Origin of the sequence: Bradyrhizobium sp. sGM-13 (genome assembly GCF_018398875.1) — a bacterium.
In the GTDB taxonomy this organism is placed as follows: domain Bacteria; phylum Pseudomonadota; class Alphaproteobacteria; order Rhizobiales; family Xanthobacteraceae; genus Bradyrhizobium.
In genome coordinates, this window is sequence record NZ_JAGWDK010000022.1 from 57,134 (window position 1) to 71,374 (window position 14,241).

Below are 14,241 nucleotides of genomic sequence, written 5' to 3' on the forward strand. Positions count from 1 at the left end.
AAAATTACCGCGCCATATGGTCTATAAGTGCTCCGCATCCGCAACCGGGATACCTTGCCTTGAACGACATCGCCGAACTGAACGATCTCGCCGACCGCTCGCTGCTGATCGTCGAGGACGACAAGCCGTTTCTGGAGCGCCTGTCGCGAGCGATGGAAACCCGCGGTTTCGCGGTGACATCCTGTGACACCGTGTCCGACGGGCTGGCGCAGATCAACAAGTCAGCACCGGCCTTTGCGGTCGTGGACCTGCGGCTCGGCGACGGCAACGGGCTCGATGTGGTGTCGGCGCTCAAGCGCAAGCGCCCCGACGCGCGCACCATTGTGCTGACCGGCTACGGCAACATCGCAACCGCCGTCACGGCGGTGAAGATGGGCGCGGTGGACTACCTCTCGAAACCTGCTGACGCCGACGACGTGGTTGCGGCGCTGCTGGCCAGCGGCACCGAGAAATCCGAGCTGCCGTCCAATCCGATGTCGGCGGATCGCGTGCGCTGGGAACACATCCAGCGCATCTATGAAATGTGCAACCGCAACGTCTCCGAAACCGCGCGGCGCCTGAACATGCACCGCCGCACCCTGCAGCGGATTCTCGCGAAGCGCGCGCCGCGGTGATTCTTGTAGAGACGTAGGGTGCCCACCCTACAGCACCTTCGCCAAATCTCGCTGCCCCTGCGGATCAATCAATTGGTTGATCCGCTGCGTAGCCGCCATAACAAAGCGTACCGTCATTGATCTGCGCGTTTCCGCAGGCAGGCGATGCTGGGGCGCCTACAGATGCGCGCGACAGGTATCGGCTATAGTCATCGGCATCCAGAGGGAAATCTCGTACGGCGGGGTACGCATGGGCAAAGACCGGTCGCAACGACGTACGACCCTGAACTAATGAGCCCGGCCGGACCTGGGAGTGACCGGCAATGAAGCATTGGATGCGCTGGCTGCCAGGTCTTGACACCCTCCTTCGATATGAAGCGGGGTGGCTCAGGCACGATATCCTCGCCGGGCTTGCGCTGTCGGCCATGCTGGTCCCGGTTGGCATTGCCTACGCGGAGGCGTCTGGCTTGCCCGGCATCTACGGTCTGTACGCGACCATCATTCCACTCTTTGCCTACGCATTGTTCGGCCCAAGCCGCATCCTCGTGCTGGGACCGGACTCAGCTCTTGTAGCTATCATCCTTGGCGTTGTCGTTCCGTTGTCTGGCGGGGATCCGGTCCGTGCGGCAGCCTTGGCCGGCATGATGGCAATCGTTTCCGGGGCGGTACTCATGCTGGCAGGCATCGCGCGCCTGGGCTTTGTGACCGAGCTGCTCTCCAAACCGATACGCTACGGCTACATGAACGGAATTGCATTGACCGCATTGATCAGCCAGCTACCAAAGCTGTTCGGCCTCTCGATCGAGAGCGAAGGATCTTTGCGGAGCTTGTGGGCGATCGCCGGTGCCTTCCTTGAAGGAAAGACCAACTGGGTGGCCTTCGGGATCGGGCTCGGCACGTTGACGGTTATTCTGCTGCTCCAGAAATACAAGCGGCTGCCGGGCATTCTGATTGCAGTCGTCGCGGCAACCGCCGCTGTCGCTGCGCTGGAACTTACGACGCGTTACAACGTGGCTGTTCTGGGTCCCCTTGCACAGGGTCTGCCGGGTTTCGCCGTTCCCTGGATCGGCCCCGCCGATATAGTCCCGGTGCTGATCGGCGGTTGCGCGATCGCCATGGTATCTTTTGCAGATACCAGCGTGCTTTCGCGGGCCTATGCCGCACGACTGGGCGTTCATGTCGATCCCAACCAGGAGATGGTGGCGCTCGGCGCCGCCAATCTGGCAACCGGTCTTTTTCAAGGTTTTCCGATCAGCAGCAGCAGTTCGCGTACGCCTGTTGCGGAAGCCGCCGGCGCCCGCACTCAACTGACCTGCATCGTTGGTGCGCTTGCCATCGCGTTCCTTCTGCTGGCGGCACCCAACCTCCTTCAGTATTTGCCTAACGCTGCGTTGGCCGCTGTCGTCATCGCCGCTGCGATCAGCTTGATTGAGGTCACCGATCTCAAACGGATCTTCCGCATTCAGCCGTGGGAGTTCTGGCTATCGATCATCTGCTTTGCCGGCGTTGTCGCGCTCGGAGTGATTCCGGGAATAGGTCTGGCAATCGCTATCGCCATTGCCGAATTTCTATGGGACGCTTGGCGCCCGCACTCCGCCGTATTGGGGCGCGCCGACGGCGTCAAAGGTTATCACGACATCACGAGATATACGGATGCACGCCAGATCCCCGGGCTGGTTCTGTTCCGATGGGATGCGCCTCTGTTCTTCGCCAACGCTGAATTTTTCAAGGAGCGCGCTCTGGACGCGGTTGCGAAATCCCCGACGCCCGTCCGTTGGCTGGTCGTTGCGGCGGAGCCGGTCACCGGCGTTGACGTCACCGCCGGCGATACGCTCGCCGTATTGGACGAGACGTTGCACGCTCAGGGTATCGAGCTTTGTTTTGCCGAACTCAAGGATCCCGTAAAGGACAGGCTGAAGAAATTCGGCTTATTGGCGCAGCTTGGCGAGAATTGCTTTTTCCCAACCGTCGGCGCGGCCGTTTCCGGCTACCTGGAAGCCCATGACGTTGAGTGGGAGGACTGGGAAGACCGAGCCAAACGTTAGGATGGACTGGCTCTCATCCCGAACTAGAACTCCCCATGCCCTTGCGGATCGACCAGACGGCTGATGCGCTGGGCTGCGGCCATGGCAAAACGCAGCGTCATCGATTTCCGCGTCGCGGCCGGCAGGCGATGCTCGGGCGCTTCGCAATGCAGATAAGCGCCATAGGCGTCGGCGATGATCAGGCCGGTGTCTTGCGGGAAGATCTCGCACGGCAGATCCTGCGTGAAGGCGAAGAACAGCCGGTCGCAATGCATCCGGTAATCCTGCCATTTCTGGTCGGCGCGCAGATCTTCCACCGACGACTTGATCTCGACGATCCAGATCTCGCCCTTCTCGTTCAGCGCCACCAGGTCGGCACGCCGGCCCGACGGTAGCGGCAATTCGCTGACGCAGGAAAAGCCCAACGACCGTAGCAGCCGCGCGGTGCCGCGCGCGATCGCCAGTGCCGCCTCCGACTGACGACGGTCGGGCGGAGGCACGAGGCTGATGTGGCGGGCGGGTGATTCCATGATGCTCGAACCTTAGCCGATTCCGGGCAGTCCAACAGGCGGTTCCTCGCCGAGTCGCCCGCAAATTTGTCCCTCGGGCCCCGGCTCAGCGTTCGCGGAGCCTGTCATCACTCCGCGAGCGCCCTTGCGCTCGTCGCTGGGCGCGCGTTCGCGCGACCCGTTGGCTCGCTTGGCCGGGACGACAAGTTCAGGGGTGCCGGCCCATCGCGAGCTGGTAGATCGTCACCAGAACTTCGAACAGGATCAGGAGCACGATAATCACTTCGAGCCGAAGCGAGCGACGCGTGTCGATGATATCGGTCAACACCTGCGCGCTCTCGGCAATCACGGCGAGCTTGTGGTTCAGCGATTCCGCACGCTCATTGAGCTCGTACTCGTCCTCCAGCCGGGCATACAGCCGCTCCAAATGCGGCTTATCCCAGAGCACGTCGGGTTTCTCTGCCACCTCGACCGGCCCAGACACCCGATGCCGCACCAGAAGCGCGCTGCCGATATTTTTCAGGATCGAGCGACGGCTGCCGCGCATGCGCCCGCTCAGCGCCAGTTCCCGCGCGAACGGTTCGGTCGTGTCAAATACGCTGGCAACCTCGCGTTCATGCCGAGCCAGAACAACGCTCTTCGCCAGCGCCTCGCCGATCAGGATCAGCCGCTCGGGCGAAAGGCTTTGCAAGCAGATCGGCCCGCCCGGTGGAATCTGGTCCTCCTTTTCCGCGGCCAGCTCTATGATTGCGATTTCCTCGTCGCGCCGCGCAAACTTCCCGGTCATGCGGTGATCCAGGCCGCGGAGAAATTCCTCCTCTTCCAGCGCATTCAGCCCGACCAGGACCACCACGCCATAGCGAAACAGGACCGCGACACCGTTTTCATTGACGCGAAATGCCAGTGGCGTCGTTGCCAGCACGTCGCCGCGCTCGAGCCCCGACGTATTGAGGCGATCGCTGACAAAAAATGCCCGCGCCGTCGTTCGGGCCCCGCCGAGCGGCGATTTGGAGGCTTGGTTTATGACCTGCGCATCCCGGCCGAAATCACGATCGGCGCCGATGCGATTTCCGTCTTTCGTCACTAAATATTCCTTCCGTGCAAACCCTACCACGGACTGAAACGGACCCCATACCGGTTCCCGTCCGTGTTGACCCCTTTTCAAGGTAGAATATGGTGCCTGCGATGGATGATGAAACCGACACCCAGGCGAAGGCCGGCGCGATGATCGTGCCGGTGACGCTGTTCGAGCAGAACTGCACCATCATCTGGCACGAGCCTTCCAAGAAGGCCGTGGTGATCGATCCCGGCGGGGACGTTCCCAAAATTCTGGAGGCGATCAAGCAGACCGGCGTCACGGTCGAGAAGATCTGGCTGACGCACGGCCATATCGATCATGTCGGCGGCGCCGCCGATTTGCGTGACGCGCTGCAGGTCAAGATCGAGGGTCCGCATATCGCCGATAAATTCCTGCTCGACAACGTCGTCTCGAGCGGCGAGCGCTTCGGCATCACCGGGGTGCGCAATTTCGGGCCCGACCGCTGGCTCGACGAAGGCGATTCTGTCTCGATCGGCGAACTCACCTTCGACATCCTGCACTGCCCCGGCCACTCACCCGGCAGCGTCGTGTTCTTCAACAAGGAATTGCGCTTCGCCCATGTCGGCGACGTGCTATTCAACGGCTCGGTCGGGCGCACCGACCTGCCTGGCGGCAGCCACGCTACGCTGATCAATTCGATCAAGGAAAAGCTGTTGCCGCTCGGCGACGACGTCGGCTTCATCTGCGGCCATGGCGCCGGCTCCAGCCTCGGTCAGGAGCGGCTGACCAATCCGTTCCTCACCGACGAGATGTGAGCTGAAATTGTCCGGCTGACGCTGTGATGTCCGGCTACTTCATCAAGCCTGCGGCCGTCAGCGCGCGGGCGATGACGCTGCCGACATCGATGCCGCGGCGCTTCGGTTCGCGCGGCGCCGGCTTGTGTTCGCGGACCGGCTTGTGGGTCCTGGACCAGAGTCTCGCGGCGATATCGGACGACTGCAGGGATTCCGTGGCAGCCGACGGAACGATCTTTGGCGCCTGCGCCGGCCTGGCCGCTTCGCTGGCCGGACTGACGCGCTCGGTCAGGCCAAAAAAATTGGCTATGTGATACGACGAGGAGATTCCCGCCTCGATCAGGAACGCGCCTTCCGCGCCGTAGGGCTCGTCGTTGCCGGCAAGCCCCAGCGGCGTACCGTGGGCCATATCGGTGATGGTATAGGACTCCACGACGGTCTCGCCGTCTTCATTCCACCAGACCTCGCGCGGATGGCCGTCGACGTCTCCCATCGACATCGGCGCCGCCGGCAGGCCGTGGACGTCGAGCCACTGCTTGACGATCTCATTGGCGTTGGCCGGGTTGACGGTGCGATCGGCGCTGCCGTGCCACACCGATACTTTCGGCCATGGTCCCCTGTGCTTGGAGGCCTTGCGCACGAGGTCGCCCAGCTTGCCGGCGGGGCGCGATGTCGACTGCATCATGCCGCCAAGCGCTTCGCGGACATTGCTGGCGATACCGTAGGGCAGGCCGGCGATGATGGCGCCGCCTGCAAACACGTCCGGATAGGTCGCCAGCATCACCGAGGTCATCGCGCCGCCGGCGGAAAGCCCGGTGATGAAGATGCGGCGCGAATCGAGTTTGTGATCGGCAACCATCCGCGCGACCATCTGCCGGATCGAAGCGGCCTCGCCGCGGCCGCGCGCGATGTCGCCCGGATTAAACCAGTTGAAGCAGGTGTTGGCGTTGTTCGACGCCTGCTGCTCGGGCATCAGCAACGCGAACCCGTAGCGTTTGGCGAGCGTCGACCATCCGGTGCCGAAATCGTACCCGGCTGCGGTCTGGCCGCAGCCATGCAGCACGACGACAAGGGCGCGTGCGGGCAGCAATTGCTCCGGCACGAACGCGAACATTTTGAGCGCGCCTGGATTGGTACCAAATCCGCTGATTTCGACGAGCGGACTGCCGGCCCCGGGCAACGTGCTTCGGCCATAGATTCCCAAGCCATTGAAGCCGTTCAGCTTCGGCAAATGGCGCAGGAATTCGACGTTCTTGGCGAGAGACAATTGCAGCTCCTGGGGCGAGTCGTTCCTATGAACGCTACCCAGAACAGATAGTTGCTGCACTGCAAACTAAAAAGAACGTGCACTGTCATTGCCCACAATCAAATTTTGGCAACTGACGTTAATTTGTCATCCCGTGATCCGACGCATCCATGACAGGAATGCGGCGCAGGCGATGATCGACAACGCAAACAGCGCGCACGCGACGACCAGCGCCGGCCGCGCCGACTGGGCTGGTGCGATCGCGAAGAACAATAGAGGCGACCTGAAAAGGGTGAAGGCGTGCCCGACGTGCTGGAGTCCACTACATCACCGGCGCCTGGAATTAGCTCCTGAAAGTACGCGTCGGCATCACGCGCGATCTCGAAAAATTTCTCACCGAGACGATCAAGACCCGCGTAATTCCGGGCGGCGGCAAGTCAGCCAACTACGCGCGACAACCATGCGCCGGCTGCCCGGCTCCGAGGATTGCCTTGCTCCGGTCCACCCCGTAGGTTTCATGCCAAGCAATTCCAAAGAACAATAGATCCGGAGAGAACCACCCATGGCACGCCTGAAATTTGGAGCCTTTCTCGCCCCGCATCATCCGATTGGCGAGCATCCGTTGCTGCAATTCCGCCGCGACCTCGACTTTGTCGAACAGATCGACACGCTCGGCTTCGACGAATTCTGGTGCGGCGAGCACCATTCCTCGGGCTGGGAAATGATCGCCTCGCCGGAAATGTTTCTGGCCGCCGCCGGCGAGCGCACCAAGCGCATCAAGCTCGGCACCGGCGTGATCTCGCTGCCCTATCACCACCCTTACAATGTCGCGCAGCGCATGGTGCAGCTCGACTGGATGACCGGCGGCCGCGCCATTTTCGGCTCCGGTCCGGGCGCGCTGGCCTCCGACGCGCACACGCTCGGCATCGATCCGATGACGCAGCGCGACCGCCAGGACGAGGCGATCGCGATCATCCGCCGGCTGTTCAGGGGCGAGCGCGTCACCGCCAGAAGCGACTGGTTCACTATGCAGGATGCCGCGCTGCAATTGCTGCCGCTGCAGGAAGAGATGCCTTTCGTGGTGGCGTCGCAGATTTCACCGTCGGGCATGACGGTTGCCGGCAAATACGGCATCGGCATCATCTCGCTCGGCTCGATGTCGACGCAGGGCCTGATGGCGCTGCCGACGCAATGGGGCTTTGCCGAGGATGCCGCCAAGAAGGCCGGCACCACCGTGAGCCGTTCCGACTGGCGCGTGCTGCTAAGCTGGCACATCGCCGAGACGCGCGAACAGGCGCAGCGCGAGGCCGGCCCCGGCCTGATGCGCTGGCACAACGAATATAATGTCCGCACGCTGCAGCGGCCGGGACTGGAGCCGTTCACCTCGCCGGAGGACGCGATCGAGAAAACCGCCGGCGGCGAAAATGCCGCCTCCACCATCGGCACGCCGGATGATCTGGTCCAAACCATCAAGAATTTGATGCAGGTCTCGGGTGGCGTCGGCGCCATCATCGGCTTCGTGCACGACTGGGCCAATCCGGAAAACACAAGGCGTAGCTGGGACATGGTCGCGCGCTACGTGATTCCGGAGATCAACGGCTATGTCGCAAAACTGCGCGAATCGCAAAAATTCCTGGTCGAGAACCGCGCGGTGTTCGAGCGCGCGGGCCAGGCCGTGATGGCCAAGATCATGGAAAATGAAAAGGCCGCCGCCGCCTTGCAGCACACCGGCCCAGGCCGGGTCGCGATTCCCGCCGTGAATGCGCCCGACCTGCAGAAGGAGGCGGCGAAGCGCAAGGCGTAACGGCTCTCGTCAGGATCGACGAGATCCCTCCTCCGTCATTGCGGAGCCTTTCATGCATTTGCGTGACCCGTTGGCTCCTCGCAATGACGGGGCTGGCGGCATTTTGCCTGGCGGGGGCGCCTACTTCCCGTAATTCAGGCCGCGACAAAGCCGCTGACTCGGGCGATAATACTCGCAATCCGAGGCTCAACCGGAGCAATTGCCATGTCGATGCAGAGTGTGGCTTCCCCCGTCAATATTCCGGTGCCGCCGAACCCCAAGGCGTTGCGGCACATTCCCGGTAACGAGGGTTGGCCGTTCATCGGCAACACGCTGGCGGTGCTGGCCGACCCCAAGGGACAGATTGAGAAGTCGGCCGCCAAATACGGCCTGATCTACCGCACCCATCTGTTCGGCGAGACCAGCGTGACGATGCTCGGGCCCGAGGCCAACGAGCTCGTGCTGTTCGACCAGGCGCGTCTGTTCTCCTCCACCCACGGCTGGGGGCCGATCCTCGGCCTGTTGTTTCCGCGCGGGCTGATGTTGCTGGATTTTGAAGAGCACCGCCTGCACCGCCGCGCGCTGTCGGTCGCGTTCAAGTCGGGACCGATGAAGTCCTACCTCGTCGATCTCGACCGCGGCATTGCCGCGCGGGTCAAGCAGTGGAAGGCGCAGCCGGGCGAGATGCTGGTGTATCCGGCGATGAAGCAGCTCACGCTCGATCTGGCGGCGACTTCGTTCCTCGGCGCCGATATCGGGCCTGAGGTCGACGAGATCACCCGCGCCTTCATCGACATGGTGGCCGCAGCCGTGGCGCCGATCCGGCGGCCGCTGCCGTTCACGCAGATGGGCCGCGGCGTTGCCGGCCGCAAGCGGATCGTTGCCTACTTCTCCGAGCAAATTCCGATCCGCCGCGCGCGGGGCGGCGGCGATGACCTGTTCTCGCAGCTATGCCAGGCGACGCACGAGAACGGCGCGCTGCTGTCGACCCAGGACATCATCGACCACATGAGTTTTCTGATGATGGCGGCGCATGACACGCTGACATCGTCGCTGACCTCCTTTGTCGGCGAGCTTGCCGCCCATCCCGAATGGCAGCAGCAGTTGCGCGAGGAAGTCAAAGGCCTCGGCATCGAGGCCAACGATCCCTCCAGCATCGACAATCTCGAAAAGATGCCGCTGTCGGAAATGGCGTTCAAGGAGGCGCTGCGGCTGAAGCCGCCGGTGCCGTCGATGCCGCGCCGCGCGGTGCGCGGCCTTTCGTTTAAGGGATACGACATTCCCGCCGGCACGCTGGTCGGTGTCAACCCGCTGTTCACGCACCATATGCCGGAGATCTGGTCCGAGCCGAACAAGTTCGATCCGATGCGTTTCTCCGACGAGGCGCAGCGCACCCGCCACCGCTTCGCCTGGGTGCCGTTCGGCGGCGGCGCGCATATGTGCCTCGGCCTGCACTTCGCCTACATGCAGGCGAAGACCTTTGCGCGGCATTTCCTGCAGAATCTCGAAGTGTCGCTGGAGCCCGGCTACAAGGCGGACTGGCAGATGTGGCCGATCCCGAAGCCGCGGGACGGGCTACGGGTAGTGGTGAAACCGGTGTAGGGTGGGCAAAGCGCAGCCTGCCCACCATCAAGCACTGTGCCCGTGAGGGTGGGCACGCTTCGCTTTGCCCACCCTACAATTTGGCTACTTCACCAGCGTCGTGAGTTGCGCGCCTTCGTCGGCCACGAACACCGCGATCAATTCCGCCGGCTCCGTAGTGCTGGCATTGGCCGAAACCAGATGGGTTGAGCCCGGCGGCTCGAAGAACGACTGACCTACCCCAAACGTCTCGATCGGGCCGCCGGCAAGCTGCGAGCGGATCTCGCCCTTGGTGACATAGGCGGTGACGGAGCCGGCATGCTGGTGCGCAGGCGTAAAGCCGCCCGGGCCGTAGAATACCCGCACGATGGTGACGCGCTTGCCCGGCACGTTCGGCAGTGCATGCGAGCTGATCGGCTCGACGACATCCTGCGTCGAACCGGTCACGCTGTTGGCGCAGAGCGGCTCGATGATCGCTGACACCGCGTCCATGGTCGACGGCAGCGTCTTGCCGATGACGAAGGCACAGGCAAGACCGGCAATGATGGCGAGATAGAACGGGCGAGAGTTGGCTGGTTGTGACAGCCGGAATGTTGCGGACATTTATTTCTAACCCTCCCAAGAGCGAAGCTTCTGCATCCGTCATTCCGGGATGGTGCGCTAGCACCAGACCTCAGATGCGCAATTGCGCATCATAGTCCGGCCCTTCGGACCGTCCCCGGAATGACAGCCCCGTTACCCCTAACCCTGATCGAAGGCCTTCCTCAGCGCGACATAACCCTGCTGCTGCTGGCTCCAGTTGCGGCCGCCGGTCATGGCACCGTCGACCACCAGATCGTGGCCGTTGATGAAGGAGGATTCGTCGCTGGCCAGAAACACCGCGGCGTGCGCGATATCCTCGGGTAGACCGGCGCGCGGAATCGGCTGCGCGGCCTTGTAGACCTCGCGCATCACGGCCGAGGTCTTTTCGGCGGCTTCCACCGACAGGCCGAGCGCTTTACCGAAAATGCCGGTCGCGATCGCGCCGGGCGAAATCGAATTGACGCGGATGTTGGCTTCGCCGAGCTCCATCGCCACGCATTTGGTAAGATGAATGACGGCCGCCTTCGCCGCGCTATAGACCATCGACGACGAAAAGCCGGCGAGGCGGCCGGCAATGCTGCCGTTGTTGATGATGCTGCCGGAGCCTTGCCTGCGCATATGCGGCGCCGCATGCTTCATGCCGAGCATCACGCTGCGCACCAGCGTCGCCATCGCGGCATCAAACCGTTCAACCTCGAGGCCTTCGATGCCGCCGGTCTGCGCCGGGCCGCCGGCATTGTTGAACAGGCAATCGATGCGGCCGAAATTCTCCACCGCAAGCCCGATCAGCGCACTCATCTGCTCTTCCACCGTGACGTCGGTCTGGCGGAAGATGCAGTTGGCACCGAGCTTCTTGGCCAGCGCCTCGCCCTCCGGCGCGCGGCGTCCGGCGACGACGATTTTTGCGCCCTCGGCGACGAATAGCTCCGCGGTGTGCAACCCGATTCCGCTGGTCGCGCCGGTGATCACTGCGACTTTGCCGTCCAGCCGTCCCATGTTGTTACCCCCGTCGAAATTCGTTGACGTTGACGCCAATATTCCCGCCTCTCGCGGACAAGGCAAGCAGGCTTGTTACCATCGCGATCTCCGGTGGTCGGCTGGCTCGCTGCATTGGTCGCTACGAAATCCCCGATTTTCGGTATGATCGGCCATATTTTGGATGCGCTGATCACGTGAAGTGACAACCGCGATGAAGAAATTGATCGACGAGCTCAGGCACGGCTGGCAGGGAATCTCCCAGCCCTCCCTGCTTTCCAGCACGGTGTTCGCGGCCGGCTGTCTCGCCTTGTCGACGATCGCCCGGTGGGGCATTGCCCAGCTTCGTCCGGACGTATTCTTCACGCCTTATTTTCCAGCCGTGTTCCTGGCCGCCGCCGTCGGCGGCGCCCGGATCGGGATCGCGACGGCAATCGCGGGAGGCGCGCTCGGCGTGCTCGTCAATTTCAGCAGTGCCACGGCCGATTCCGCTCGGTTTGCGCTGCTAGTGATGTTCTGGGTAGTTTGCGGCTTCGCTATTTGGGGCGTCGACCACTACCGGAGGATCGTCGCGCAACAACGGGAAGATTCCAAACGCCTGGTCCAGGAAGAGGAGTATCGCAAGCTCCTGGTCGAGGAGTTGCAGCATCGGCTCAAGAACAAGACGTCGACGATCCACGCAGTGCTGCACCAGGTCCTGCAGGACCAGCCGCAGATCTGGGGCAGCATCGATCGCCGCCTCCGCGCGTTGTCAGCGACCGACGATTTGATCGCGCGGCTGGACGGCAGCGGCTGCGACATCAAGGATATGCTGCGTTCCGAGCTCGGGCCCTACGGCCATGTCCGGTTCAATTTGAACGGCGATGCGCTGTTTCTGCCGGCCAAACTGGCGGTCAGCCTGGCGCTGATCTTCCACGAGCTGGCCACCAATGCAGGCAAGTACGGCGCGTTTTCTTCGGCCCGCGGGCTGCTGCAGGTGTCGTGGTCGGTGTCGGACGATCGGCTCAATCTCACCTGGGATGAAACCGAAGGCCCCGTGATCGAAGGTGTCGGCCCGCCGGGCTTCGGCACCAAGCTGTTGCAATCGGCACTGCGCTCGTTCGACGGCAAGACCGAGATCAGCTTCCTGAAAACCGGCGTGCATTGCGCGATGCAGTGCAAGATCCCGGCGAGCTAGGCGATTGCCGCCGGCACTCGCGAACTCTCTCGCATCGCGTTGACACTCTGTTAATGACGATCGAGCTCGGGGCGGCTCGAAATCGCCAACTCCTACGGTTGTTGCGGTCTTTCGGAAGTCCGCTTAACCAATACTACAACCGACTTTGCCAAGCTCCGCGGCATGCATAGTCCCTACAAGAACGACTTTCAGGCGGCGGCTACGCAGGCCGTCAACGAAAGCGCATTCGAATCCGAACTGAATATCCTAAAGGATATCTTCAGGCTGCTTCCGACCGGCGTGACGGTTCAGGACGAGAACGGCGAGTTCGTGCTGGTGAACGACGCCGCGGCAGCCGCGCTGCAGATGGCCACTGCCGCGCCGGACGCCTCGCACCTGAACGATCGTCGCGAAACCTGCCTCGAATTGCTGCGTTCCGGCCGCCCGGCGGTGCTGGAAGAATCCATTGCTGCTGGCCAAGCCAAGCAGGTATTCCTGACCTCCCACCGGCCGGTTCGGATCGCCGACCGCAATCTGCTGATCTCGAGCTCGACCGACATCTCCGAACAGAAGGCGTTCGAGGAACATCTGTTCCGCTCCGCCTATTACGACGAGTTGACCGGGCTGCCGACGCGGCGCGTGATCGAACATCGCGTCAACAGTCTCTTGAAGTACGACAACGGACAGGGCCTTTTCGCGTTGGCCTTTCTCGACGTCGATAATTTCAAGCACATTAACGACTACTACGGACATTCGGTCGGCGACGCGCTGTTGGCGGAGATCGCCAAGCGGGTGGGACTTGATTTGCGCGACTCCGACATTCTGTCGCGGATCAGCGGCGACGAGTTCGTGCTGCTGCTCAACCCGGTCCAGAGCGAGAGCGAGGTTGCTGAATTCATCCGCTTCATCCTGCAGCGGCTGAAGGCGCCGTTCTTCATCGACCAGTCTGAAATCTTCGCCTCGACCTCGATCGGCGTCAGCCTCTACCCCGAGCACGGGCGCAGCTATGAGGAGTTGCGTCAAAACGCCGATATCGCGATGTACCGCGTCAAGAACGGCAGCAAAGGCGCCGCCGCGTTCTTCGACGCCAGCATGGAACGCGAAGCCCTGGCGCGGATGAAGGTCGAGCAGGCGCTGCGGGTGGCGATCCTGGAAAAACGCTTCTGCTGCGCGTTCCAGCCCAAGGTCGATATCCGGACCCAGGAGCTCATGGGCGTCGAGGCGCTGGTGCGACTGCGCGACGACGAGGGGGTGATTCAAGCCCCCAGCACCTTCATCAATCTTGCCACCGAACTCGGCCTGATCGACGAATTGACTCACCTGGTGCTGGCCGAGATCGTCAAATCGATCGACCTGATCAATGAAAACTTCGGCCCCGACACCACGATCAGCATGAACGTCGCGGCCAAACAGGCCGGCAATCTCGAATTCATGCGCCCGTTCGCCCAGGCGATCGAAGCCACCGGATTTCCGAAGCGCTTCATGATCGAGGTGACGGAAGACGCCTTCGTGACCAAGACGCATTTCCAGGACGAAATCCTGCCGATCTTACGCAAGCTCGGCGTCAAGATCTCGATCGACGATTTCGGCATCGGCTATTCGTCGCTGTCGGCGCTGGCCGACATTACAGCCGACGAGATCAAGATCGACCGCTCCTTCATCACTGATATCCATAAGCGTCCGCGCAGCCAGGGCATCTTGCGGGCAATCGAATCCCTGAGCGAAGCGCTCGGCATGACCGTGATCGCCGAAGGCATCGAAACTTTCGAGGAACTGGCCTATCTGCAGGCAGCGACCAAGATTCGCTACGCCCAGGGTTACTACTTCTCAAAGCCGATCTTCCTGGAAGACCTCAAGCTGACGACCCCGCGCGCCAGCGAGGCGCGCGCCAGCCAAGCCAGCCGGCCGGCACAGGAAAACCGTTCCGCCTATTCGCGCGCCGGCGGCTATCGCCGTTAG

Annotated in this window: 13 protein-coding genes and 1 pseudogene; 7 read left to right on the forward strand and 7 right to left on the reverse strand. The window is 62.5% G+C overall.

All coding sequences use genetic code 11. The features are described from left to right. Positions 1 to 59 precede the first annotated feature (59 nt). Positions 60 to 614 (forward strand): ActR/PrrA/RegA family redox response regulator transcription factor, encoded by a 555-nt coding sequence (locus tag KJQ96_RS27700; RefSeq protein ID WP_028347745.1) that lies wholly within the window; start codon positions 60 to 62, stop codon positions 612 to 614. Positions 615 to 641: 27 nt separating this feature from the next. On the opposite strand, the pseudogene KJQ96_RS27705 reads toward KJQ96_RS27700, so the two are convergent. Then, positions 642 to 758, reverse strand: a pseudogene (locus KJQ96_RS27705) (hypothetical protein); the annotation flags it as partial. Between the two features lie 158 nt (positions 759 to 916). On the opposite strand from KJQ96_RS27705, the gene KJQ96_RS27710 reads away from it, so the two are divergent. Continuing rightward, entirely contained in the window at positions 917 to 2,638 is a 1,722-nt protein-coding gene (locus KJQ96_RS27710) for a SulP family inorganic anion transporter (RefSeq protein WP_213289550.1), read from the forward strand. Positions 2,639 to 2,661: 23 nt separating this feature from the next. Here KJQ96_RS27710 and KJQ96_RS27715 read toward each other — a convergent pair whose 3' ends face one another. Both KJQ96_RS27715 and KJQ96_RS27720 read right to left on the reverse strand, forming a co-directional pair. Further along, positions 2,662 to 3,147 (reverse strand): MmcB family DNA repair protein, encoded by a 486-nt coding sequence (locus KJQ96_RS27715; protein ID WP_213289551.1) that lies wholly within the window; start codon positions 3,145 to 3,147, stop codon positions 2,662 to 2,664. A 187-nt stretch (positions 3,148 to 3,334) separates the two neighbouring features. Then, on the reverse strand, positions 3,335 to 4,150 hold the full coding sequence (locus KJQ96_RS27720; RefSeq protein WP_213289609.1) for an RMD1 family protein: 816 nt from the start codon (positions 4,148 to 4,150) through the stop codon (positions 3,335 to 3,337). A 161-nt stretch (positions 4,151 to 4,311) separates the two neighbouring features. Between KJQ96_RS27720 and KJQ96_RS27725 the strand changes: the two genes are divergently transcribed. After that, positions 4,312 to 4,980 carry an MBL fold metallo-hydrolase gene (locus tag KJQ96_RS27725; RefSeq protein ID WP_213289552.1) on the forward strand — a complete coding sequence of 223 codons (669 nt, stop codon included), beginning with the start codon at positions 4,312 to 4,314 and terminating at the stop codon, positions 4,978 to 4,980. Positions 4,981 to 5,014: 34 nt separating this feature from the next. Here the strand turns inward: KJQ96_RS27725 and KJQ96_RS27730 are convergent, their stop codons facing one another. Further along, complete coding sequence (locus KJQ96_RS27730; RefSeq protein ID WP_213289553.1) at positions 5,015 to 6,226, reverse strand: PHB depolymerase family esterase; 1,212 nt, start codon at positions 6,224 to 6,226, stop codon at positions 5,015 to 5,017. 126 nt (positions 6,227 to 6,352) lie between these two features. Further along, positions 6,353 to 6,478: a hypothetical protein gene (locus KJQ96_RS41455; protein ID WP_256441671.1), complete on the reverse strand. Its 126-nt coding sequence runs from the start codon at positions 6,476 to 6,478 to the stop codon at positions 6,353 to 6,355. Positions 6,479 to 6,767: 289 nt separating this feature from the next. Here KJQ96_RS41455 and KJQ96_RS27735 point away from each other — a divergent pair, with 289 nt between their 5' ends. Both KJQ96_RS27735 and KJQ96_RS27740 read left to right on the forward strand, forming a co-directional pair. Beyond that, positions 6,768 to 8,009 carry an LLM class flavin-dependent oxidoreductase gene (locus tag KJQ96_RS27735; RefSeq protein WP_213289554.1) on the forward strand — a complete coding sequence of 414 codons (1,242 nt, stop codon included), beginning with the start codon at positions 6,768 to 6,770 and terminating at the stop codon, positions 8,007 to 8,009. 204 nt (positions 8,010 to 8,213) lie between these two features. Further along, the gene (locus KJQ96_RS27740) at positions 8,214 to 9,590 is read left to right on the forward strand and encodes a cytochrome P450 (protein WP_213289555.1); all 1,377 of its coding nucleotides are present in this window, start codon (positions 8,214 to 8,216) and stop codon (positions 9,588 to 9,590) included. Between the two features lie 84 nt (positions 9,591 to 9,674). Here KJQ96_RS27740 and KJQ96_RS27745 read toward each other — a convergent pair whose 3' ends face one another. Both KJQ96_RS27745 and KJQ96_RS27750 read right to left on the reverse strand, forming a co-directional pair. After that, positions 9,675 to 10,172, reverse strand: coding sequence for a cupin domain-containing protein (locus tag KJQ96_RS27745; RefSeq protein WP_213289556.1), 498 nt, complete (start codon positions 10,170 to 10,172; stop codon positions 9,675 to 9,677). Positions 10,173 to 10,310: 138 nt separating this feature from the next. After that, on the reverse strand, positions 10,311 to 11,147 hold the full coding sequence (locus KJQ96_RS27750) for an SDR family NAD(P)-dependent oxidoreductase (RefSeq protein ID WP_213289557.1): 837 nt from the start codon (positions 11,145 to 11,147) through the stop codon (positions 10,311 to 10,313). Positions 11,148 to 11,340: 193 nt separating this feature from the next. Here KJQ96_RS27750 and KJQ96_RS27755 point away from each other — a divergent pair, with 193 nt between their 5' ends. Continuing rightward, the gene (locus tag KJQ96_RS27755) at positions 11,341 to 12,303 is read left to right on the forward strand and encodes a sensor histidine kinase (protein WP_213289558.1); all 963 of its coding nucleotides are present in this window, start codon (positions 11,341 to 11,343) and stop codon (positions 12,301 to 12,303) included. Between the two features lie 162 nt (positions 12,304 to 12,465). Further along, on the forward strand, positions 12,466 to 14,241 hold the full coding sequence (locus KJQ96_RS27760) for a bifunctional diguanylate cyclase/phosphodiesterase (protein WP_213289559.1): 1,776 nt from the start codon (positions 12,466 to 12,468) through the stop codon (positions 14,239 to 14,241).

Coding starts and splice junctions, on each gene's coding strand:
- KJQ96_RS27755 (WP_213289558.1), top strand. CDS start 11,341: ATGAAGAAATTGATCGACGAGCTCAGGCACGGCTGGCAGGGAATCTCC.
- KJQ96_RS27725 (WP_213289552.1), top strand. CDS start 4,312: ATGGATGATGAAACCGACACCCAGGCGAAGGCCGGCGCGATGATCGTG.
- KJQ96_RS27745 (WP_213289556.1), bottom strand. CDS start 10,172: ATGTCCGCAACATTCCGGCTGTCACAACCAGCCAACTCTCGCCCGTTC.
- KJQ96_RS27710 (WP_213289550.1), top strand. CDS start 917: ATGAAGCATTGGATGCGCTGGCTGCCAGGTCTTGACACCCTCCTTCGA.
- KJQ96_RS27735 (WP_213289554.1), top strand. CDS start 6,768: ATGGCACGCCTGAAATTTGGAGCCTTTCTCGCCCCGCATCATCCGATT.
- KJQ96_RS27760 (WP_213289559.1), top strand. CDS start 12,466: ATGCATAGTCCCTACAAGAACGACTTTCAGGCGGCGGCTACGCAGGCC.
- KJQ96_RS27750 (WP_213289557.1), bottom strand. CDS start 11,147: ATGGGACGGCTGGACGGCAAAGTCGCAGTGATCACCGGCGCGACCAGC.
- KJQ96_RS27715 (WP_213289551.1), bottom strand. CDS start 3,147: ATGGAATCACCCGCCCGCCACATCAGCCTCGTGCCTCCGCCCGACCGT.
- KJQ96_RS27740 (WP_213289555.1), top strand. CDS start 8,214: ATGTCGATGCAGAGTGTGGCTTCCCCCGTCAATATTCCGGTGCCGCCG.